This window comes from Alkalibacillus silvisoli (assembly GCF_039521975.1).
GTDB classification, from domain to species: domain Bacteria; phylum Bacillota; class Bacilli; order Bacillales; family Alkalibacillaceae; genus Alkalibacillus; species Alkalibacillus silvisoli.
Map to the genome: position 1 here is coordinate 63718 of NZ_BAAACZ010000029.1, position 23023 is coordinate 86740.

Below are 23023 nucleotides of genomic sequence, written 5' to 3' on the forward strand. Positions count from 1 at the left end.
TAGCATTGGAGAGAGAAAATGGAACGGCTATCAAGATATATTGAAATCTTCTTAATTGCAACTCGATTAGGTTTTACATCATTTGGCGGTCCTGTTGCTCACTTGGCTTATTTCCAAGAAGAATATGTGCAAAGACGAAAGTGGCTATCAGACCAGATGTATGCTGATTTAATTGCGCTCTGTCAGTTTTTACCTGGTCCAGCCAGTAGTCAAGTGGGTATTTCAATTGGAATGCTTCGCGGTGGCTTGATCGGAGGTATATTAGCTTGGATTGGCTTTACGTTACCTTCAGTAGTGATTCTTGCAATTTTTGCTTGGTATGTGATCCAAATGGATTTAGGAGATGCTGTTTGGATCGGAGCATTAAAAGTAGTAGCGGTTGCAGTGGTTTTTCATGCCGTATTAAACATGGGGAAAAAATTAGCACCTGACCTGCCGAGAATTGCATTGTTAGTTGCTTCAGCTATGACTTTATTATTATTCCCGTTTGCTGTGACGCAGCTTATTGTAATAGCTCTTGCTGCAATTATTGGCGCATTATATTTTAAAGAAATAGTGAATACGGATGATCGTAGGGCAGCTTTTAAATTTTCCAAAAAAATAAGTGTATTTGCTTTATCTTTATTCGTAGGGCTTTTGGCGTTATTGCCAGTTTTGAATCATTATTTTAACCATATATACATAGAGTTATTTGATATATTTTATCGGATAGGATCAATTGTTTTCGGAGGTGGGCATGTTGTCTTACCGCTTTTAGAGCGTGAGTTAGTGCCTAGTGGATTAATAAGTGAAGACTTATTTTTAGCGGGTTATGGTGCAGCGCAAGCGATCCCTGGTCCGTTATTTACGTTTTCTAGTTATTTAGGAACTGTTATTCATGGTATTCCAGGTATGCTTATTGCAACGATTGCGATTTTCTTACCTTCATTTTTGTTAATTATTGGAGTATTGCCGTTTTGGCAACAGTTAAGAAAAATGAAGTATGTCGGGGCAGCTCTATTAGGAGTTAATGCGGCTGTTGTCGGTATTTTAGTGGCAGCATTTTATCATCCAATTTTCACAAGTGGTATTATGACGGAATTGGACTTCGCTGTGGCGTTGTTAGGCTTTAGTTTATTACAATTTTGGAAACGTCCTGCTTGGCTAGTCGTGATCATTGTTGTTGTCGTATACATGTTATTAAGTCTTTTCATATAGGGGTGTTTTTAATGCGTGTTGTTTCGATTTGTCCAAGTAATACTGAAATATTAGCTTATTTAGATGCGACCCACTTACTTGTTGGTGTTGATGATGATAGTGACTGGCCACAAGCAATAGAAAACTTGCCTCGGGTCGGTCGTGACTTAAACATTGATATGGAAAAAGTAAAAGCATTAGAGCCTGATTTAGTGCTTGCTTCTTTAAGTGTCCCCGGTATGGAACGTAATATTGAACAACTTAAAGCATATGACTTACCTTATATTATTTTAGACCCAAATTCATTAGATGAAATTGCAAGTGATATTTTAACAGTTGGTAAGGAAATTAATAAAACCGATAAGGCCAAGCAAGTTTATCAAGATTATTACGCTACCTTAAAGCAATATCAGACCATTTCAGAAGAGATCACTAAGCCTAAAAGGATCTATTGGGAATGGTGGCCAAAGCCAATCTTTACACCAGGTCAAAAAAACTGGCTCTCATATATTAGTGAGTTGGCTGGTGCAACAAATATCTTCTCTGATTATGATGAAGCGAGTATTCAAATTGAATGGGAAGAAGTATTAGAGAAAGACCCTGATGAGATCTGTATGGTATGGGTTGGAGTACAAGAGAAAAAGATGAACCCAGCTATTATAAAGAAACGTGAAAGGGCTATGGAGCTTCAGTCTGTTATAAATAATGATATTCATGTATTAGAAGAATATTTATATTGCCGACCATCACCACGCTTGTTAGAAGGACTAAAGAAGTTAGCTTATCTACTTCATCCTAATTATTATCCAGCACCTTAATTATGATTGAGGAATTTCTTTAGAGAGAAGGTATGAAAAGTGGAAAGTGCAGAAACAGCAACAAATTATAGAGATGAACAATCGAGAGTAGAAGCCGTTAAAAGAGGGGCTGTAGCTGGTTTTCCGATCGTTTTAGGATATTTGCCAATTGCGATTGCATATGGTGTATTAGCTAAACAATCAGGATTAACGACTTTTGAAACGACGATGATGAGTGTTCTAGTATTTGCGGGCGCAGCACAATTCATGGCTGCTAATATGATCGCTCAAGGTGCATTGTTTTTACAAATTGTGATTGCGACTTTTGTATTAAATTTCCGTCATTTTGTGATGAGTATGTCATTTATGAATAAAGTTCGATCCTTGCCATTAAAATGGAAGTTTGGTTTATCGATCGGATTAACAGATGAGACATTTGCTGTTTCTTCTTTGAATGGAGAAGAATCAAAGAAGAAACATGGGATGTATTTCTTTGCTTCGTTAATTTTAGTTGCTTATTTTTCTTGGGTGTTCGGAAGCTTCTTAGGGGCTATGATTGGCGATGCCTTACCTGCTACTTTAAGTGACAGCATGGGAATTGCGCTATATGCTATGTTTATTGGCTTATTAATACCTTCTGTGAAAAAGGAATGGCGAGTTGGAGTAATTGCATTAGTTGCGATGTCGATTAATTATTTATTGATGGAGCAAATCAGTTTAGATGTAGGTTGGGCTATTGTTGTATCAACTATTTTAGCGAGTTTACTTGGCATAGGATTGCTAAAGGAGGATGAGTCATGATCATGGCAATTATTATTGGTATGGCGATTGTCACGATGGTACCTCGATTTATCCCATCCTTTATTATGGAGAAGATCACATTAAGACCTTGGTTAAATCGTTGGTTGAATGCGATTCCTTTTGCGGCATTAGGAGCCTTAGTGTTTCCTGGGATTATGAGTGTCATCCCAGATCAACCTTGGATTGGGTTGTTAGGTGGAATTGTTGCCACAGTCATTGCATTATTTAATTTGAATGTTATCTTTGCAGTAGTAGGAGCTATTTTAACGGTGTTTTTATTAACGATGTAGCTGTAAAAAAGGTGGGATTGTATGCTTAAGGTTAGAAGAGCAACTGTAATAGATGCAGAGCAAATTGCTCGCGTACATGATAATACATGGAAATCAACCTATGAAACCATTATTCAAGAAGATGATTTACAACAAGTTACCTCATTTGAAAATAGAAAAGTGATGTGGGAGACAACTTTACAAACATTAAACCATCACGTATTTGTATTAGACTCTAAGGAGAATGGTGTAGTTGGCTTCATTTCTGGAGGTAAAGCACGGACTGATCATTTCGAGTTTGATGGTGAAATTTTTGATATATACATATCACCAGCTTATCAAAGAAAAGGGTATGGCCAATGGTTATTAAGCTATTTTGTTAATGAATGTAATCAGTTAGGTTATACGTCTTTATTAGTATGGATTTTAACAGATAATCCATATGGTCAGTTTTATGTTCGATTAGGAGCAAGGAGAATAGAGGCTGAGAATATTACAATTGGAACAGGGACATATGAAGAAACGGCTTATGGATGGAAGGACTTATATCAATTAAGGTCATGGCTTACATCATCTCAGGTTCAATAATGTTGTTTAAACACGCTTTTTTAGGGAAACATTGATATTGTAGAGAAATGACGAATGAGGAAGGTGTTTTAAATGACGAAAATGGCAGTGTTTTATTATAGTTCAACTGGTGCTAATCATCAGATGGCTAAATGGGCAGAAGAAGCACTGAGTGAAGCTGGTGCAGAAGTGAAGTTAGTGAAAATCCCTGAAACGGCACCAGAAGAAGCAATTTCACAAAACCCAGCTTGGAAAGAACACTATGAAAACTCTAAAGATGTAACTGAAGCGCAAGTCAATGATTTAGAATGGGCAGATGGCTTTATTTTTAGCATTCCTACACGCTTTGGTAACGTACCAGCTCAAGTTAAACAATTTATGGACCAAGCAGGTGGGTTGTGGGCAGAAGGCAAACTCGTGAATAAAGTTGTAAGCGCGATGACGACTGCACAAAATCCACATGGTGGACAAGAACAAACTTTGATGCATCTTTATACGTCGATGTTCCATTGGGGTGCGGTTATTGCCAGTCCTGGTTATACAGATGATTCCGTTTTTGCTTCTGGTGGTAACCCTTATGGTACGAGCGCTACAGCTGATGGTGAAGGAAAAATTCAAGATGATGTAGAGAATGCTGTTAAACATCAAGCTAAACGTACATTTGAGATAACAAATAAAATTGCTCAATAAATGAAAGAGAATGGGACAAAAGAGTTGTCATAAAAGAAAATCCAGACGATTCATCGTAAATGAATTCGTTCGGATTTTTATGCTTTCGATATTCGCTCCATCAAAACAGCCCCGAACGCTGATAAAAAGCAATCGAGCACTGATAAAATTATCCGGCTCGGGTAAAGGATCTTTGTTTGATTTCACCAGACTTTCTAATCTGTTCAATCATGCAAAAGATGATATAAAACCCCCAAAATAAAATCCCGTCATACGTAATAGTGTAGTAGTAAGGTACATAAATGATCACTCAAGCATTTATGTTGCTAAAGCTACCATTAAATGAGATGGTTTAATAAAGTATTAAAATGTGTATCGTTGAATGAATTCGGTGAACCTTTGTGGTTATACACAAAGTTCATATACACCTCTCTCCCAACAAGAGGATATTAGCCCTGACGTTAGAAAAGCGTCAGGGGATTTTTTTACCCTAGTTATGACTACAGCTTCACTTTTAAGAAATACGGAAAAATAAATATTTTCGTAAAAAGCACAAACACATTAGTATACTAGTTGAATAAATTACAATAAAGGTTCAGAAAATTGTTGCAATTGGAGTTGAAATTTAAGATAATAGAAAAAAGGAGTAAGGGGGAAGGGGCATGAAGAATCAAGTTACCTCTTATGTACTAATTAGATATCAATTTCCGAAAACAATCGCAATTAAAGCTAGGCGTGAAGTACCATATGAGTTTAAGCTAGCTTCACGATTATTACTTGATGAAATGGTTTTTAACTTTAATAAGGGATTATTAGAAGAAAGAATTAACGAAGCAATTGACAAACAAGACATAGAGCAATTTAAAAAGCTAAGCAAACAATATGCGAAATATGTTAAGTAAGTCGTTAAAGTGTTGATATATAGCTGCCATTTTAGGCAGCTTTTTCTTGTTTAAAGATGTATGACAACATAGTATGCTGTTATATAATGAGACTACAATATTTATAAAAATGAGGAGTTTGAATGGGAATTAGGAAATCAGGTGTCTTGATTATTTTATTAACTAGCCTAATAATCAGCGCTTGTCAAAACGAGACAGTAGATTTAGAAAATTTAGTAGCGGATCATTTAAAACCAATAGAAGGCACTTTGAGTGAGAAATCTGAGTTCACCATTGTTGATGCAACTAGACATGAAGGGGAATTAACAGAAGATGGAGAAGCGGTAATCGTGCCTGAGACTGATATTATTGATGTAATAGTTAATAAAGAACGTCGGTTACCAAATGGGTATGAGCCAGAAGATCTAATGATTGCTGATGTTGATTATCACGCTGTTAATGAAGAAAGAAAACACCTACGTGAAGAAGCTGCAGGTGCATTAGAAGATCTGTTTGAAGCGGCAAGTGAAGAAGGGCATCAGTTAGTTGCTGTTTCAGGTTATCGATCTGAACAAACTCAAGAAGTCGTATTTGCCTCGAATGTTGATCGCCATGGGGAAGAGCATGCTGAACAATATTCAGCTCAACCTGGTTACAGTGAACATCAAACTGGTTTAGCAATGGACGTTTCAACAGCATCAATTGGCTATGCATTGTCTGAGGAGTTTGGTGAAACGCAAGAAGGTAAGTGGGTTGCTGAAAATGGTCACAAACATGGCTTTATTATCCGTTACTTGGAAGGAAAAAGTGAGATCACAGGTTATGGCTATGAACCTTGGCACTTAAGATATGTCGGTGAGGACCTAGCAACGAGCGTATATCAATCAGGCTTAACTTTAGAAGAATATTTTGGTTTAGTTGAATGATGATGCGAATAAGTTTTTAGAAGGTCTAAATATCTTTAGGCCTTTTTTTCATGGCTTTTCGTTTAAATTCTGCAAATTTATTATTATAATAAGAAGTGGTTAATAAAGTTGTCATTGTACAAATGAAGGAGGAACTTTAATGGATTATCGTATTGAACGTGATACATTAGGTGAAATGAAGGTACCAGCAGATAAGTATTGGGGTGCACAAACGCAAAGGAGTGTATTAAACTTCCCAATCGGCAATGAAACAATGCCAAAAGAAATTATAGAAGGATTTGCAATCTTAAAGAAAAGTGCAGCTCGTGCTAATGAATCTTTAGGCTTATTAGAAAGTGATAAAGCTGATGCGATAGGTCATGCAGCTGATCGTGTATTAGCTGGTGAATTATTTGATCACTTCCCGCTTGTTGTATGGCAAACAGGTAGTGGTACACAATCAAACATGAATATGAATGAAGTGTTAGCTTATGTTGGCAATGAATGGTTAGAAGAGGTGGGTAAAGAAACTCGTCTACACCCAAATGATGATGTGAACAAGTCACAAAGCTCTAATGATACTTACCCAACAGCATTACATATTGCTGCAGTAAAAAAGATAGAAGATCACCTTCTTCCCGCATTAACGCAAATGAAAAATACTTTAAAAGAAAAAACAGATGCCTACAATGACATCGTTAAAATCGGTCGAACGCATTTACAAGATGCGACACCATTAACGCTAGGACAAGAGATTAGTGGCTGGCATCGTATGTTAGAGAAGACTGAATCCATGATCCAAGACTCGTTAAAATATGTTAGAGAAATTGCCTTAGGAGGTACCGCTGTTGGGACAGGTATTAATGCTCATCCTGACTTTGCTGAAACTGTAGCAGACAAAATTAATGAAGAAACTAATGGTCATTTCATATCGGCTAAAAATAAGTTCCATGCCTTAACTAGTCATGATGAGCTTGTCCACACACATGGTGCAATTAAAGGACTTGCAGCAGACGTTATGAAAATTGCTAATGACGTTCGTTTCTTAGCAAGTGGTCCTCGTTGTGGTATTGGTGAAATTACAATTCCAGCAAATGAACCTGGAAGCTCAATTATGCCAGGTAAAGTTAACCCAACACAAAGTGAAGCGATCACAATGGTTACCGCTCATGTTATGGGTAATGATGCTGCAATTGGTTTTGCGGCAAGTCAGGGTAATTTTGAATTAAACGTATATAAGCCAATGATTGCTTATAACTTCTTACAATCTTGTCAGTTACTTGGTGATAGTATGATTTCATTTGATGAGAGGTGCTTAGTAGGTTTAGAGCCTGATGAAAAAGAAATAGAGAAGTATTTAAATGATTCTTTAATGCTTGTTACCGCTTTAAACCCTCATATTGGTTATGAGAATGCAGCAAAAATTGCTAAACATGCTCACGAAAATAATCAAACTTTACGTGAAGCAGCAGTAGATACAGGTATTTTATCTGGGGATGAATTTGATCGTTTAGTCGTGCCTAAAGAAATGACTAAACCGAATGCTAAATAACATTATTTACCTAGCATTTTAGTTCATATTTCTTTTCCTCCTGTTAACAATAGTAGATACACAGGAGGTGAACAACATGGCACAGAACAACAATTCAAACCAATTAGTAGTTCCTGGTGTAGCACAAGCATTAGACCAAATGAAGACAGAAGTCGCACAAGAATTTGGTGTACAGCTTGGAGCTGATTCAACTTCACGCTCTAACGGTTCAGTTGGTGGTGAAATTACAAAGCGTCTAGTACAAATGGCAGAACAACAAATGGGTGGACAGTAATTAAAGATTTGTCCACTAACGAAAACAACATTTAACATTAATTTAAGAGGGGGTCTAATAAGGCCCTCTTTTTTTTGGTTTCGTTAATAGAGGATCGGGAATTCATGATAAATAGGCGAATCAGCTCGTGAATGGAGTGAAGAACTTACAGTGATTGAACAAGTGAGATGGTCATCGGACAGTCAATCAGGCAAAATTAACGATAATCAGGCGAAATTCACGATAATCGGGCGAAAATCTCGATATTCAGGCGAAATTCACGATAATCGGGCGAAAATCTCGATAATCAGGCGAAATTCACGATAATCAGGCGAACTCAAACAATAATCAGGCGAACGCCCAATTAATCGGGCGATCGCCTGATTCCGGGCGACTTTAAAAACGGAGATGTGTGCGCTCCACATCTCCGTTTAAATTTAATGCTCTTCGTTATTCGTTTTTGCCTCTGCAAAGGGTTCACCGTTTTTTCTAATTTCATGAGATTCATCAATTTGGACGCGGTCATATCTTGGGCTCACGTATCCACCTGCTAAGCCTTCATTCATCATACGATCGACGTCTAAATCATACTCATTTCGCATATCGTCTTTATCTTTTGATGGCTTTGCCATTGCAGTATCCTCCTTTACGTAAGAAGCCTTCTTGCGGTTTCTCACACTGTTAGTTTGTGTGCCTGTTAAGTAATCATGTCCGGTAATTAATTGAAGTTGTTTTGTCGATTATTTGTTGATTTTGTGCTATTTTAGTACTGGTTATATTACGTTAGAGAGGTAGATATCATGAACGTCTTACTAATAATTTTATTGATGATTGCAATTGGTGCACTAATTGGTGGGATGACGAATTATCTTGCCATTAAAATGCTATTTAGACCTTACCGTCCGATCTACATAAGAAATTGGAAGTTACCGTTTACACCCGGTTTAATTCCAAAAAGGCAGGCAGAATTAGCAGAGCAATTAGGGCATTTGGTTACTAATCATTTAGTTAAGGCTGATGCGATTAGTAAGAAGCTCGTGCAATCAGAATTTCAAAAGCAAATTATATCAATGGTCCAAAGTCGTTTTGATGAATATTTAGAAAGTGATCAGAAAACGATTGAGGTTATTCAACAATTTAAACAGGATTTAACCGTTTTAGACGTTGAAAGTTATTTTAAAGAAAAAGTGGCAGACCAGTTAGCGAATATGTACGAACATCAATCAACTCGTACGTTAGGTGATGTTTTACCTGATGATGTTAAACATTCGATTGATGAGCAGTTGCCTGTTGTTGCCGCTTATATTTTACAACAAGTAGATGCTTATATTAACAGCCCAGAAGGCCAAAAGAAATTATCCGAAACAGCCTCAGAATTTTTACAATCACAAGGGTTTTTAGGAAGTATGGTTTCCTCATATTTCGGTGAGGAGGGACTAGTTGAAAAAGTGACCCCAGCTATTAATCAATTCATTCGTTCAACTGATACACACGAAACAATCGAAACTTTAATTCGAGCAGAATGGTTAAAGTGGCAACATAAACAACTTTCTGGTTTAAGAAATCAATTGTTTGACGATACTTTAGAAAGTAGAGTTGCAAATTATTTAGTCAATGAGCTTCAAGTCAGTCAACATTTACATGAGCCTGTTTCGACTTGGTTAACTAAATATGAACAAGTCATTAATCAGGAGTTAATTCCAAACGGTGTGAAGCTGTTGATTGGGCTATTATCAAGTCAAGTAGAGAAAATGATGAAAACGATGGATGTGTCGAATATGGTACGTCAAGAAGTCGTTCAATTTGATGTCGTTCGCTTAGAGAAAATGGTTTTAGAAATAACGAAACGGGAATTTAACATGATTACTTATTTGGGAGCTGTCTTAGGGGGTACGATTGGTTTAGTCCAGGGTCTTATTGTGATGTTGATCAGCTGATTTATTTTAATACTATACAGCACGTACATTCTCTGATACAGTAGTATTCGAATAATATGTGTAGTTAATCTAGGAGGTATATTGTGGCGAATATTTATGATTTAGCTTATGATTTAGAAAAAGGTCTTCGTGAAAGTGAAGAATTCCAAGCTTTAAAGAATGCTTATGAAACGGTTATGAATGATCCATCCACAAAGCAAATGTTCGATAACTTCCGTGATACTCAGTTAAACCTTCAGCAAAAGCAAATGCAAGGTGAAGAGATTACAGAAGAAGAAGTAAATAAAGCGAAGCAAGTTGTAGAGCTTGTTCAACAGAATGAAGATATTTCTAAGCTTATGGAAGAAGAGCAACGTTTAAATACGGTAATTGGTGATGTTAGTAAAATTATCACTAAGCCACTTGAAGATTTATATGGTGAAGAACAACAGTAAATAATAAAGAAGGGCTGTTCCAATAGTCATGAAAATTGACTATTGGAACAGTTTTTTAATATATGTCCACATTTTATCGGTGGAATAACAAGAGACGACCATCTGGTGAAACTAGGCGGTGTGTTGTTTCATGATAATCTTGCTCTTCTAACTGCTTAGTCCCAACCATTTTGGCCTCTTGATCATCTTTTGCTTCGATTGTTTCATTTAATAAACTTTCACCTTTTTTTGAGTAAACCGTTAAATGATACGTCTTCAATGTCTATTCCTCCTTATGTATGTGCCGCTATTTTAACTATATGTATTTTGTAGACTTTTGTAAATAGTCTGACGCATTAATTTTAAAAAATCACTCATCGAACGTGCATTCGCTTTTGAAGTTTGATAAAATAATAATTAAGAATAGAATCATTGGAGGAACAGTGATGAATCGATCTGTACGATTTTTACATAGTGCTGATTTGCACCTTGATAGTCCTTATAAGGGGATGAGGAATTTACCTGATAATATTTTAAAAGATGTTAAAGCAAGTACTTTTAAAGCGTTTGAACGTTTAATTAAATTAGCAATAGAAGAACAAGTGGATTTCGTCTTATTAGTTGGAGACTTATTCGATCAAGAATCAGCGTCATTGAAATCTTTAGTTGCGTTAAAAGAAGGATTAGTAAAGCTGGAACAATTTGATATTAAAGTGTATATAAGTTTTGGTAATCACGATTATCAATTGTTAAATAAGGTGGATCTATCGTTTCCGAGTAATACATATGTTTTTAGATCAGAAGAGGTGACGAGCTTCCCGTTTGAGAAAGATGGTGAAGTCTTAGCTTATATTCATGGTTTTAGTTATGAGAATAGAGCTGTAACAGAATCGAAAGTGAATGAATACTTTCCTCATGATCAGAATTGCTTTCAAATTGCAACTTTACACGGCAGCTTGAAAACTAACCAAGAACATGATCAGTATGCTCCATTTTTATTAGAAGAGTTAAAAACTAAACCTTTTGATTATTGGGGGCTTGGACATATACATAAACGTGAAATCTTATCACATAATCCTTACATCGTTTACCCGGGAAATATACAAAGTAGACATATTAAGGAAACCGGTGAAAGAGGCTGTTATGTTGTTGATTTGAGTAAGAGTCAGACACAGTTAGATTTCCACCCAGTTCATGACATATTGTTTCTTGAAGAAGCATTAACGTTAACTCATTGTCAGCGTTTTGATGACTTAATTGAAGCATTAAACGTATATAAAGACCAATTACGTAATCAGTCAGGTAAAACTTGGGTAAGGTTGACTATAACAGTTCAAGAAACGCTTCTTCATTATAAAGAAGAATTAGTTCATTTACTCAATGAAGTAGAAGTCGAAAAGGAACATTGGATATGGATTCAAGGACTAAACCTAGAGCGAGTTGTCCAATACGACCGTAAGCAATTAAAACAATCTAACCAGTTTGTTGGAGAAGTCGTGAAATTATCTGATGAACAACTAGGGATTGAATCCTATTTATCAGATTTAATTAATAATCGTCACTTCAAGCAACAAGTCGGCTCATTTTCAGCATCTGAATTAACAGATATAAAGCAAGAGGCTGAACAGTTAGTCATTGAAAAGTTATTGAAAGATGGAAGGGATTAAATTGTATTTTAAGCGATTAGAAGTTGTGTCTTTCGGTAAATGGAAAGATGAAACAATCGAATTAAATGAAGGCTTTAATTATTTATATGGACCTAACGAATCTGGTAAGTCTTCAATTAGAATGTTTATAACGTATGTATTATTTGGCTTATCACCAAAAGATCGTGAGCGGTATATGTCAATTTTTGATGGGCAATTGGGTGGAAGGCTTATAATAGCTGCCGAAGATGATGACTATGTAATAGAGCGCTTTCAACACAGAGATCGAGGTAAACGGGTTGGGTATTTTAAAGGTGAGAAATTAAGTGAAGAAGAGGTTCAAAAGTTATTACAAAATGTTGATCATTATTTATTTGAATCGATCTTTTCATTTCAAGACCGTGACCTATATGCAATTCGTCATAAACAGACTGAGGATATTGGCAAAGTATTGTTCAATTTAGGGTTAACCGGGTCAGATTACGTCTTAGAACTTGAACAAGAATTAGCGAAAGAAAGTGGAAAACTATTTAAAAAGCAAGGACGTAAACCACCGATCAATGAAAAGTTAATTCAATTAAAGTCGATTAATGAAGAAATCGAAAAAGTTCATGAACGTGAGAGAAATCATCAAGCTTTGTATCAAGAGGCTAAACATCTCGAGCAGGACATAGCCAAGTTAAAAGAACAAGATTTAGACCTTCACAACCGCATTAATCAAGCACAAATGTTATTCCAAGCTAAATCATCGATCGAACAAGTTCAAAGACTGGATCAAGAAATGAGTGAATTGTTATCACATTCTAATTTAACAGAAGATGTGATTGAACGTTATGATGAAGTAAAAGAAAAACGACAAGAATACGATGAACGTGCTCGTGTGTTAATGTCTAAGATTAGCAGTGTTAAAGAACAGCGGAATCGTTTAATGGAACAATCGAAAAGTGGGCATTTCCCATTTTCTTTAGAAGAAGTGAATCAATGGACAGTCGAAGTCGAACAAAAGCTTCAACAAAAACAAGAATTAGTCAGTAATGTTGAACTAAAGCAATCTCAGCTCTTAAGTTATTTACAAACGGCTAATATTCAACTAACTGAAGAAGAAATACGTCATTTAGAACTGAGTAAATATACGAAAGAAACATGGTCTAGACTCGCAAAAGATGTCCATGCAAACTCAGAAAAGCTAAGTGAACTTGAAAGGCGAAAACGGATTAAGTTAGAGGAATTAAAAGAACTTGAACATAAACAGGTAAATGTAGAAAAGCAAATGCAATCCTCTTTAGGAAGTGAAGCGTATACAGATGAACTCGAACAATTAAAACAAAAACAAGCTTCTTTTAGGGCCCAACAACAAATGCAAAGTCATACAAACAAGCAAAAAAGCCAACTACAGCGATTTAAGCAAATGCTCTTTTGGTTAAAGTGGGGAGTTGTTAGTTTTTCTGGTATTGCGATTGGATTAGTATTAAGTGAAGTAGTACCGGTGATTGACTTTAGTTGGTCATTTGCGATTGCAGCAATAGGTCTATTCATTTTCATATTATTACACCGTCAAATGGGTAAGGTTGACCACGATTTAAATCAACTAAAGACAGACCAGTTAAAAATAGAGGATTATGACGATGTAGAGAAGCGAATTAATGGGTTAGAAAAACTAAAAGCTGAAGAAAGCCGTCATCATGAGCAATTAAAAGAATCACAAATGCGAATTGATTATTTGAACGGAGAGATTAGAGAGGTCGAGGCTGAGCGATTAAATTTTGAACAACAGTTAGAAGCTGATGAACAGAAGCGTGTATTTGAAACTGAACAATTACCACTACTCGAAGCGTTTGAGTTAGAACAATGGGAAGAAGTGTTTCAGCTATTAACCGAGGCACAAGCGTCAATTCAGAGAATCGATCAGTACAAACATGAATTAGACCAAATCCAACAGTCAATTGACCAATTAGACGATCAATTAAAACGGTTTTTATCGTATTATGTGAGTGAAGATGAACTAAACCATGCAGACACTTATTTACAACTCGTTCGCCATTATTTAAAACACGAACAAAACGTTAAAGAACAAATTAAGCATCAACATAGTTGGGCGAATGAATTAGAAGGGCAACTCCAGGAATTGAAAGAAGCCAATACCCCGTATGAAAAAGAACTTCAAAACATGCTAAGTGAAACGAATATTCAAAATGAAGAAACATTAGGTCAAGCGGTTGAGGATTTTGAAACCTATCAAGAAAAAGATGAGATGAGGCAAGAAGCTATAAAAGCAGTTCAAAGTATTGATAAAGGACAGGCTGATTCCATTTTAAAACAATCTTATAATTGGATTGAAATTGAAACTAAGTTAAGTCAAGATAGAAGTAATAAAGAAGAGGTTCTAAATCAATTAGATGAAAAACGTCAACATTTAGCTGATTGTTCTGCGAATATTCGCCAATTAGAAGAAGATGGTAAGTTATCTGACTTAATTCATGAAAAGTCGATGATCGAAGGGGAAATCATGACTTTAGCTAAAGAGTGGGCTATATACCAAACGGCAAAAGGATTGCTTCAAGATACGAAAGCACGTTATCAATATGAATACTTACCTAAGATCTTAGCTCATACATCAAAATTATTTAGTGAAATAACTAATGGAGCTTACCAGGATGTACAATTTTCTAAGGATGAATCGTTAATCGCTCAACATAGAGATGGTAAATGGTTTGACGTTAGACAATTATCTGAGGGAACAGCAGATCAATTATATATTGCTTTACGTCTAGCCTTGAATGAATCATTAAGTGATGCACAAGGGTTTCCGTTTGTGTTAGATGATGCATTTGTTCATTTTGACGAAAGTCGTAGACAGCAGATGATGAAGATCTTATTAAAACAAACGAAGAAACAACAATTAATATATTTCGCATGTGAACCTGATCAATTTAAGTCGAAAGTCCATACAATCTCACTAGCCAATGGACAGCCGATTATGATGTGATAATGAAGTGTTAAAGGGGAGAGTAAGATGAAGCAGGGGATTTTTTACCGAGAAGTCGGAGAACAATTTGATGGGTTTTTACTAATTAAATCAGTTGATAAAGGAGTGACTAGTTCTGGCAAGCCTTTTTTAACGATTATTTTTCGCGATCGGACAGGTGAAATTGAAGCAAAACTTTGGGAAGCGACTAAGGAAGATGAAGAATCATTAGTTGCAGAGTCGATCGTCCAAGTCCAAGGTGAAATTCGCCAATTTAGAGGGAAGAATCAATTGAACATTAGACAAATTAGACTGTCGAATGAAATGGATGGCGTAAAGGTAGAGGACTTTATTGAAAAAGCGCCTGTTGAATTAGACGAGATGAAAGATTATTTAACGCAAATGATCTTTGCATTAGAGAATCCTAATATCCAGAGAATCGTTCGAAATATTTTAAAGAAATATAGTGATGATTTATTTACTTTCCCAGCAGCTACGAAAAATCACCATGAGTATGCTTCTGGCTTAATTCATCATATCATCAGTATGTTAAAAATCGCTAGACAGATGAAGGACCTTTATCCAGAGATCAATTCTGACTTGTTATATGCCGGAATTATTTTGCATGATATTGGTAAAGTTAAAGAACTTTCAAGCCCAGCTTCACCAACGTATACATTAGAAGGAAAAATGTTAGGTCATATATCGATTATGGTTGATGAAATCTCATTGACTGCTGAGGAGTTAGGCATTGAGGGTGAAGAAGTGATGTTACTTCAACACCTAGTATTAAGCCACCATGGAAAAGGTGAGTGGGGGAGTCCGAAAGCACCAATTGTACGTGAAGCGGAATTACTTCATTTAATCGATATGATTGATGCTAAGATGAATATGATGAACAGGGCATTAGATAAAGTTAATCCAGGAGAATTTACAGATCGTATATTCCCATTAGAAAACCGTCAATTCTACAAGCCGACGATTTAACTCTTTAGGATATACTAAACCATGCCGTGGATTTTAAATATTTCATAAATGGACTAAGAGAGATGAAAACGATGCCTAAGACGGTTATTCAACCATCCTACCATGGACTGGTATCATAAGCATCGTTTGTTTTGGTGGTATAAAACAAGGAAAACAATAAGGCGTTAGTGTGCTTTTTTGTCTTATCAAACCGCTGAGTTGGTGTCAGGTGAGAAGCGTAGGTGGTGACGCCTGGTCGACTAAAGTCGGCCACGTCCTGTGGCCAACGTCGACATTAGACCGTCCGGGTCGTCACGGGAACAGCACGCGTCTCGAGACCCCGCAGGAAGTGGTTTTCTTCCGAGGAGGCTCGAGCCGTGCTGCGGCAAAGAAAACACTGCGACAAATGACCGTAGGGAAGTTTGAGCAGATGTTGCACTTGTGCCCTTTGGGTGTAAGCATCCACCGTAAGCGGAACGCCTGACGCCAACGGCCGCCATCCCAAACCTCACTCTGAATTGTGTCTCTACCCCAACAAATATTGTAGAGCCATAAAAGAAAAAGTACATCACTGTGATTACAGTGATGTACCAAGGTGTTTAAGATTCTGTACCGAATAGATGATCAAGCTCAGCATCGTGAATGGTTACATTTGCATCATTGATCACTTCGTCAATAATTAACACTAATTCATTTGGGTCGACTTGAGCTGCTAATAAGTCTTGGCGAATTTGATCTTCCATTTCTTCAAATGAATCTAATTCAACCTCTGCATCACGTATGTTTTCAACTAAGATGACATGCCAGCCATACTGGGATTCTACTGGCTCACTTACTTCACCTTCATCAAGTGAGAAAGCAACGCGTTCAAATGGTAAAACCATGTCACCACCAGTGAAGTACCCTAAGTCACCACCAAGTTGAGCTGAACCATCAGTTGAATATTGTTCTGCTAACTCTGAGAAATCCTCACCGTCTTCATATAAATCAAGAACTTCTAATGCTGATTGTTCATCATCGACTAAAATGTGGCGAGCTTGTACTTCTTTTTGCAAGTTTTCATAACGTAATTCGATATCTTCTTCTGTGACATCAAGGTCTTCTGTAGCTGCTTCAAATTCTAAACGACTCATGTATAAAGCTTCTCTAAATTCAGCTTCATTTTGAAACCCTTGTTGTGCTAGGAATTGTTCAAACTCAGGACCGACTTCATTTTTAAAGTCTTCAATTTCTTCATCAAGCTCTTCTTCTGAAATATCATACTGAGATTCTAAAATCATACGCGTTGTCATTTCGCGTAGGACAGTTTCACCGTGACGCTCTTTCAATTCTTGATAAAGCTCATCCTGCGTAATATTACCTGCTTCAGATTCCATAACAAGCTCATCCCCACCAGATTGAGTAACATCGCCTGATTCAGCATCTGTAGCAGACTCGTCCTCATTCGAACTACAAGCAGCTAATATGAGCAAAGTAGTTGTCAACATAATTAATAAGTATTTTTTCATCTGTTATCCCCCTATTGTGATGTAATCATACATTTTTAAATATATCACAATTTTCTTGAAGATACACGAATCAAATTGATAGGTGCCTAAACAAACGTAAGAAATGACACATAGTATAACGTAGATAATGACTGGGAGGTGAATCAAGTGGGCTACGGTAGAGGACATCATGGTGGAGGCTTCTCCTTAATTGTTGTGTTGTTTATTCTGTTAATTATTGTTGGAGCATCTTGGTGGTGCTAGAAATGAATTAGGACGTCACTTAAAAAAAGGTTGATCCTTAATATAGGATCAACCTTTTTGTTTTAATATAGATAATTCACTTCATAATACGATGAAATGAGTAATACTAACATGGAAATATTTATAGTCCGATAAACTTTACTGCTTTTCTCAGTTGACATTTCTGATTTTGTACAGAACTTTTTTGCCATAGAGTTAAATGAATAAAAGATAAAAATTGCAAATGGAACATAAAAAAGTAACAATGTTTCCCCTCCTAAAATTCCTTTACATTATAACATGATTAAGGAGACTGTACTAATATATCATAATTGTTCTTTGATTTTTCTACAATACATTTTTTTGGTGCTTTAATAAAGAACGATAAAATCAGCCAATCCGTTAATGAAATTCCAATATGAATAGATGCAAAAACGATTAAGATCGGGTAAAATGTCGGAAACGCAAGTGCACCAACTAATAAAGGTAATGTAATCACTAATGTTGGTGCTAAGATCATAATGATAGATGTGCGTTTAGACAAACTTGACCTTACGTTTAGTTTCAATAAAGGAATATATTTATACTTAAAGTACCATTTTAACTTAAATTCTTTTCTTGTAAAAGCAATTGGAAACGCATGTGCTAATTTATGCAAAATTGGTAAAATCAAAAGCCCTAGTAACACTTGCCAAAAAACTGGGTCATGTAATAGAACATTTTGGTGTAAAATTGAAAATGGTATAAATAAAACAATAAATGAAATAATGCCAAGAAAGATTGATAGGATCAAAAGTCGATTTTGACCGAATTCTTTTGAAATGTTAACTGTTTTCCAGCAAGTCATACTAGGGCCTCCTTTTTTAGTCTGATCAGCGTCATTTACTATTAATTATGTTATTACAGAAGTGATAATACGCCTTACAGAGAAAAAATTCAACCCTTTTCTCAAAAAAACTCCTTAATCGTCAATATTCCTCACGAATGCTAGCAATAGAACGGTCTAAAATCTCCAAGTAATCTTCACCATAGATCTCTTTAACAATTGCTTCTAGGTCTTGAAATTCAGGAAACCGTCCGTACAGATCCTTTAAAGGCAAAGAAGCTTGCATGACTGTATTTTTATCGGTTCCTTTAGCATGGGCTTGCATGGTATCTTCAAATAATCGCTTACCTTTCTCAGTTAATTCGACATACGTATTGCGTTTGTCTTCTTCGCGTTTTGAGAAAGTCAGTAACTCACGCTCCTCTAGTTTTTTCGAGAAGTTGAATGCTGTAGATACGTGCATGATGCCGAACTTAGAAATCTCTGATACGCTCGCACCATTTAAGTGATAGCAGATCCATAAAATATGATGTTCGTTCAAGTTGAGATCAAATGGTTTGACCCATTTTTGCCAATCTTTTTCAATTTGTTTCCAAATGGCTTTAGATAATTGCGCCATTTTGTGTGAATATAGAATGGCTTCCTGTAGTGAATACGATTCTTTACTCACATCAACGACTCCTTTTTTTGTAATTTTTTGATAATTTGTGAGCTAGTTTACCTTAAAATATAAGCTCTCTTCATGATTTTTAAATTATTGTACTCATATTTTAACATAGTATAAAAGAAAGAGTTGCAGGAATAAAATAAATTCTCCTACAACTCTTAACGGATTAAAAATCATTATTATTAATATCATTAAATACATCTTCTAAGGCATCATGAAACCTGATCGCTTCTTTTAGTTTAGCACTAGTTTGTTGATCACTATGAAGTTCATCACTTTTTATATTTTCTTCTATTTGTTTAAGGCTTGACTTTTGTCGGTCAATGGCATCTAGCCAACGATTAACGTAAGCTTTCATAAACTGACCAAATAAATCTTTCTCCGCTTGATAAAGGTCCTTTCTTGCACCCTTTTTCCACACCCGTTCCACTAGGTTGTAATCTAGTAATGTTCGAATAGAATTACTCATTGCTGTTTTACTTTTTCCTAGTGAATTTTTCATATCATCCAATGTCATCGGTTCATCACTTAAATAGAGGATAACAAACAGTTGGGATTCTGTTGTGTTTAATGAAAACATCTCCAATGTCTTAGAGAACTCACTAATCATATTATGATGAAAGTGATCTAATGCTTCTTCGCTTTGTCTCGTCTGCATAAATGAACCTCCTTAGGCGTCTATAATCAATCTACACTAGTTGATTTCAAAAGGAAAATCTGATTTTCGAGAGTATTTCGGAGTATAATTGAGAAATTGATAACATTTTGTCTAATAAGTTTGTTCAGTTTAAACTTTACGGAATATATGAAACTATGTCGCTCTATTTGTTGTTTGAATATTCCTTACAAAACTACTATAGTTATAAAAGTGATTGTTACAAAGTGATTACAATTAAGTTCTTAGATTTAAAGTGATTGAGGAAAGAGGTGTAAACCAGTGCCTATTAAAGTCGAAAACTTATCGAAGATTTTCGGTAAAAAAACAAAAGAGGCAACTAAATTATTAGATGAAGGTTATTCGAAAGAAGAGGTACTAGAGAAAACGGGTTGTACAGTTGGGGTTAACCGTGCAACGTTTGAAGTAGAGGAAGGCGAAGTATTTGTTATTATGGGGCTTTCTGGAAGTGGTAAGTCAACTTTAGTACGCCTATTAAATCGTTTAATCGAACCAACAGAAGGTAGCGTTGAAATCGACGGACAAAACTTAGCTACTATGAATAAGGAAGATTTACGTGAAATTCGCCGTACAAAAATGAGTATGGTGTTCCAAAAGTTTGCATTATTCCCATTTAGAACAGTATTAGAAAATGCAGAGTTCGGTTTAGAAGTACAGGGAATTGAAAAAGAGGAAAGATCAGATAAAGCAAAAGAAGCTTTAGAGTTAGTTGGTTTAGGTGGTTATATTAACCAGTATCCTAACCAATTATCTGGTGGTATGCAACAACGTGTTGGTTTAGCTCGTGCATTGACTAATAACCCGGAAGTTCTATTAATGGACGAGGCGTTCTCTGCATTAGACCCACTAATTCGTAAAGATATGCAAGATGAATTACTAGATTTACAAGAATCAATGAAGAAAACAATCATCTTCATTACACACGATTTAGATGAAGCATTACGTATTGGTGATCGTATCGCGTTAATGAAAGACGGTTCTATTGTACAAGTCGGTTCACCAGAAGAAATCTTAATCAACCCAGCGAATGATTATGTTGAGAAGTTCGTTGAAGATGTTGACCGTTCTAAAGTCTTAACTGCTGATAAAATTATGAAGCGTCCAGAGACGGTTGACTTTGATAAGCATGGACCACGTGTAGCATTAGAGAGAATGCGTGAACAAGGACTGTCTTCAATCTTTGTAACGGACCGTTCGCGTAATCTAAAAGGTTATGTAACAGCAGAGGATGCTAGACAAGCACGTGAGAAAGGGATTGGTCAGTTAAGTAAAATTATTAAGACTGAAATTCCTACAGTTGATTTAGATACTAGTATTCAAGATATTTTCAATATTATTCATGACTCTCCAATTCCAGTTGCTGTTACAGAAGACGGAAAACTACGAGGCGTGATCGTTAGAGGAGCAGTGATTGCAGCATTAGCTGATGGAAATGAGGTGAACGAAGATGGCGCTTGATCGTATACCGAATATACCAGTTGCTGATGGGATTGACTGGTTTGTAGATCGAATTACTGAATGGTTTAGTTTTGTTTTTGAACCAATTAAATTAGTGCTTGGTTGGTTACTAGATACTTCTTCTGAATATCTAGCTGTAGTACCACCAATCATTATCATTTTATTAGTTGCGATTTTAGCATTTTTCTTAAGTGGTAAGAAATTTGGATTAGCAGCGTTCACAATTATTGGTCTTATCTTTGTTCAAAACCAAGGATTGTGGGATGAGTTAGTATTTACATTTACCCTTGTGTTTTATGCCAGTTTAATTTCTGTTTTAGTTGGTATTCCGGTGGGTATATTAATGTCTAAGAGCAGAATAGCTGAAAAAATTATTACACCCGTGTTAGACTTTATGCAGACAATGCCTGCTTTCGTTTATTTAATTCCAGCCGTTGCATTCTTTGGTATTGGAATGGTTCCAGGTGTATTTGCATCATTTATTTTCGCAACACCACCTGTAGTTAGATTTACGAACTTAGGTATTCGCCAAGTTTCTACAGAATTAGTTGAAGCATCAGATGCATTCGGTGCAACAGGTAATCAGAAGTTATTTAAAGTGGAGCTTCCAATGGCGAAACGTACAATTATGGCAGGTGTTAACCAAACAGTTATGTTATCACTATCAATGGTTGTCATTGCATCTATGATCGGTGCACCAGGCCTAGGTCGTGAAGTACTATCAGCTCTACAACGTGCTGATGCTGGACCAGGTTTCGTAGCTGGTTTTGGTATTGTAATCCTTGCGATTATTATTGATCGCTTTACGCAAAACTTGAATAAAGAAAAGCATTAATGATTAAAGGAACTCCTTCTCTCTCCTTTATTAGGAGGGGGAAGTTCCAATAAACACATAATGAAGTGAAGGGGAGTTGTTTAAACATGTTACAATTAACATGGAAACGTTTAGGTTTAATCGCAGTACTAGCACTAACACTAGTTATTGCTGCTTGTGGTACTGATGATGAAGATGGTGGTGAAGAGCCAGAAGGTACAGAAGGTGAAGAAACTGAAGAAACTGCAGAAGGTGACATCGAGCATGAAGGTGAGCTTGAGCTAGTATACGTTGAGTGGGATACTGAAGTAGCTTCTACTCACGTAATTGGTCATGTATTAGAAGATTTAGGTTATGATGTTACATTAACACCATTAGATAACGCTGTTATGTGGCAAGCTGTAGCTAACGATGAAGCTGATGGTATGGTAGCTGCTTGGTTACCAGGTACTCATGGTGAACAGTATGAAGAAAATCAAGATAATTTAGTTGAACTAGGTCCTAACTTTGAAGGTGCTGCAATTGGTATCGTAGTACCTGAATATATGGACGTTGATTCAATTGAGGAATTAGATCAGTATGCTGATGAACTAGGTGAATCAATTACTGGTATTGAGCCAGGTGCAGGTGTAGTTCAAGCTTCTGAGGACGCAGTTGAAACTTATGGTAACCTAGAAGGATGGAGCGTTGATACGTCTTCTTCTGGTGCAATGGCTACTGCTTTAGGTGAAGCTATTTCTAATGAAGAGCCAATCGCTGTAACGGGTTGGGACCCACATTGGAAGTTTGCTGAATACGACCTTAAGTATCTAGAAGACCCAGAAATGGTTTTTGGTGAAGCTGAGACAATCGAAACAATGGTACGTGAAGGTCTAGAAGAAGATTTACCAGGTGCTTATCAAGTACTAGATAACTTCTTCTGGGAAGAAGATGAATTCAACGGTGTAATGGCTGAGATTCAAGATGGTGTAGACCCTGAAGAAGCAGCAGCTAACTTTGTTGAAAATCATCCAGAATTAGTTGAAGAATGGACTAACGTTCAATAAGTCAAAGAA

Annotated in this window: 25 protein-coding genes; 19 read left to right on the forward strand and 6 right to left on the reverse strand. The window is 36.3% G+C overall.

The genetic code is table 11. The features are described from left to right. Positions 1–18: 18 nt before the first annotated feature. From chrA to ABDZ63_RS14635, 10 genes are all read left to right on the forward strand, one after another. Complete coding sequence (gene chrA, locus ABDZ63_RS14590) at positions 19–1197, forward strand: chromate efflux transporter (protein WP_343784753.1); 1179 nt, start codon at positions 19–21, stop codon at positions 1195–1197. 11 nt (positions 1198–1208) lie between these two features. Beyond that, positions 1209–1994 (forward strand): cobalamin-binding protein, encoded by a 786-nt coding sequence (locus tag ABDZ63_RS14595; protein ID WP_343784755.1) that lies wholly within the window; start codon positions 1209–1211, stop codon positions 1992–1994. Positions 1995–2033: 39 nt separating this feature from the next. Then, positions 2034–2774 carry an AzlC family ABC transporter permease gene (locus tag ABDZ63_RS14600; RefSeq protein ID WP_343784757.1) on the forward strand — a complete coding sequence of 247 codons (741 nt, stop codon included), beginning with the start codon at positions 2034–2036 and terminating at the stop codon, positions 2772–2774. After that, the gene (locus ABDZ63_RS14605; RefSeq protein ID WP_343784759.1) at positions 2771–3064 is read left to right on the forward strand and encodes an AzlD domain-containing protein; all 294 of its coding nucleotides are present in this window, start codon (positions 2771–2773) and stop codon (positions 3062–3064) included. The genes ABDZ63_RS14600 and ABDZ63_RS14605 overlap by 4 nt, the downstream gene beginning before the upstream one ends. 21 nt (positions 3065–3085) lie before the next feature. Next, positions 3086–3631: a GNAT family N-acetyltransferase gene (locus ABDZ63_RS14610; protein WP_343784761.1), complete on the forward strand. Its 546-nt coding sequence runs from the start codon at positions 3086–3088 to the stop codon at positions 3629–3631. A gap of 72 nt (positions 3632–3703) precedes the next feature. Beyond that, a complete protein-coding gene (gene wrbA, locus ABDZ63_RS14615; RefSeq protein ID WP_343784763.1) occupies positions 3704–4300 on the forward strand; it encodes an NAD(P)H:quinone oxidoreductase in 597 nt (198 codons plus the stop codon). A gap of 641 nt (positions 4301–4941) precedes the next feature. Further along, positions 4942–5181, forward strand: a complete 240-nt coding sequence (locus ABDZ63_RS14620) for an IDEAL domain-containing protein (protein ID WP_343784765.1) — start codon at positions 4942–4944, stop codon at positions 5179–5181. A gap of 122 nt (positions 5182–5303) precedes the next feature. Then, positions 5304–6086 carry a M15 family metallopeptidase gene (locus ABDZ63_RS14625; RefSeq protein ID WP_343784767.1) on the forward strand — a complete coding sequence of 261 codons (783 nt, stop codon included), beginning with the start codon at positions 5304–5306 and terminating at the stop codon, positions 6084–6086. Between the two features lie 139 nt (positions 6087–6225). After that, the gene (fumC, locus tag ABDZ63_RS14630; protein WP_343784769.1) at positions 6226–7617 is read left to right on the forward strand and encodes a class II fumarate hydratase; all 1392 of its coding nucleotides are present in this window, start codon (positions 6226–6228) and stop codon (positions 7615–7617) included. A gap of 76 nt (positions 7618–7693) precedes the next feature. Beyond that, a complete protein-coding gene (locus ABDZ63_RS14635; protein ID WP_343784771.1) occupies positions 7694–7891 on the forward strand; it encodes an alpha/beta-type small acid-soluble spore protein in 198 nt (65 codons plus the stop codon). A 416-nt stretch (positions 7892–8307) separates the two neighbouring features. Here ABDZ63_RS14635 and ABDZ63_RS14640 read toward each other — a convergent pair whose 3' ends face one another. Beyond that, positions 8308–8502, reverse strand: coding sequence for a hypothetical protein (locus tag ABDZ63_RS14640; protein WP_343784773.1), 195 nt, complete (start codon positions 8500–8502; stop codon positions 8308–8310). A gap of 168 nt (positions 8503–8670) precedes the next feature. Between ABDZ63_RS14640 and ABDZ63_RS14645 the strand changes: the two genes are divergently transcribed. Beyond that, positions 8671–9807 carry a DUF445 domain-containing protein gene (locus ABDZ63_RS14645; protein WP_343784775.1) on the forward strand — a complete coding sequence of 379 codons (1137 nt, stop codon included), beginning with the start codon at positions 8671–8673 and terminating at the stop codon, positions 9805–9807. A gap of 83 nt (positions 9808–9890) precedes the next feature. Continuing rightward, on the forward strand, positions 9891–10241 hold the full coding sequence (locus ABDZ63_RS14650) for a YlbF/YmcA family competence regulator (protein WP_343784777.1): 351 nt from the start codon (positions 9891–9893) through the stop codon (positions 10239–10241). Between the two features lie 73 nt (positions 10242–10314). Here ABDZ63_RS14650 and ABDZ63_RS14655 read toward each other — a convergent pair whose 3' ends face one another. After that, on the reverse strand, positions 10315–10500 hold the full coding sequence (locus ABDZ63_RS14655; protein ID WP_343784779.1) for a YhzD family protein: 186 nt from the start codon (positions 10498–10500) through the stop codon (positions 10315–10317). 166 nt (positions 10501–10666) lie between these two features. On the opposite strand from ABDZ63_RS14655, the gene ABDZ63_RS14660 reads away from it, so the two are divergent. From ABDZ63_RS14660 to yhaM, 3 genes are read left to right on the forward strand one after another with little or no spacing between them, the layout of a single operon-like run. Continuing rightward, positions 10667–11887, forward strand: a complete 1221-nt coding sequence (locus ABDZ63_RS14660; RefSeq protein ID WP_343784781.1) for a metallophosphoesterase family protein — start codon at positions 10667–10669, stop codon at positions 11885–11887. Beyond that, entirely contained in the window at positions 11874–14852 is a 2979-nt protein-coding gene (locus tag ABDZ63_RS14665; RefSeq protein ID WP_343784783.1) for an AAA family ATPase, read from the forward strand. The genes ABDZ63_RS14660 and ABDZ63_RS14665 overlap by 14 nt, the downstream gene beginning before the upstream one ends. 27 nt (positions 14853–14879) lie before the next feature. Then, the gene (gene yhaM / locus ABDZ63_RS14670; RefSeq protein ID WP_343784785.1) at positions 14880–15818 is read left to right on the forward strand and encodes a 3'-5' exoribonuclease YhaM; all 939 of its coding nucleotides are present in this window, start codon (positions 14880–14882) and stop codon (positions 15816–15818) included. Positions 15819–16396: 578 nt separating this feature from the next. On the opposite strand, the gene ABDZ63_RS14675 is transcribed toward yhaM, so the two are convergent. Beyond that, the gene (locus ABDZ63_RS14675; RefSeq protein ID WP_343784787.1) at positions 16397–17305 is read right to left on the reverse strand and encodes a peptidylprolyl isomerase; all 909 of its coding nucleotides are present in this window, start codon (positions 17303–17305) and stop codon (positions 16397–16399) included. A 147-nt stretch (positions 17306–17452) separates the two neighbouring features. Here ABDZ63_RS14675 and ABDZ63_RS14680 point away from each other — a divergent pair, with 147 nt between their 5' ends. Further along, the gene (locus tag ABDZ63_RS14680) at positions 17453–17548 is read left to right on the forward strand and encodes a YjcZ family sporulation protein (protein WP_343784789.1); all 96 of its coding nucleotides are present in this window, start codon (positions 17453–17455) and stop codon (positions 17546–17548) included. Positions 17549–17831: 283 nt separating this feature from the next. Here ABDZ63_RS14680 and ABDZ63_RS14685 read toward each other — a convergent pair whose 3' ends face one another. The 3 genes from ABDZ63_RS14685 to ABDZ63_RS14695 form a co-directional block, all read right to left on the reverse strand. Beyond that, entirely contained in the window at positions 17832–18374 is a 543-nt protein-coding gene (locus ABDZ63_RS14685) for a DUF3267 domain-containing protein (RefSeq protein WP_343784790.1), read from the reverse strand. Between the two features lie 121 nt (positions 18375–18495). Beyond that, positions 18496–19023, reverse strand: coding sequence for an HTH-type transcriptional regulator Hpr (locus tag ABDZ63_RS14690; RefSeq protein ID WP_343784792.1), 528 nt, complete (start codon positions 19021–19023; stop codon positions 18496–18498). Between the two features lie 163 nt (positions 19024–19186). Then, a complete protein-coding gene (locus tag ABDZ63_RS14695) occupies positions 19187–19678 on the reverse strand; it encodes a GbsR/MarR family transcriptional regulator (protein ID WP_343784794.1) in 492 nt (163 codons plus the stop codon). Between the two features lie 279 nt (positions 19679–19957). On the opposite strand from ABDZ63_RS14695, the gene ABDZ63_RS14700 reads away from it, so the two are divergent. From ABDZ63_RS14700 to ABDZ63_RS14710, 3 genes are all read left to right on the forward strand, one after another. Beyond that, entirely contained in the window at positions 19958–21154 is a 1197-nt protein-coding gene (locus ABDZ63_RS14700; RefSeq protein WP_343784796.1) for a quaternary amine ABC transporter ATP-binding protein, read from the forward strand. Next, positions 21144–21989 (forward strand): ABC transporter permease, encoded by an 846-nt coding sequence (locus tag ABDZ63_RS14705; RefSeq protein WP_343784798.1) that lies wholly within the window; start codon positions 21144–21146, stop codon positions 21987–21989. Before ABDZ63_RS14700 ends, ABDZ63_RS14705 begins: the two co-directional genes overlap by 11 nt. A gap of 86 nt (positions 21990–22075) precedes the next feature. Next, complete coding sequence (locus ABDZ63_RS14710) at positions 22076–23014, forward strand: glycine betaine ABC transporter substrate-binding protein (protein ID WP_343784800.1); 939 nt, start codon at positions 22076–22078, stop codon at positions 23012–23014. Positions 23015–23023: the final 9 nt, after the last annotated feature.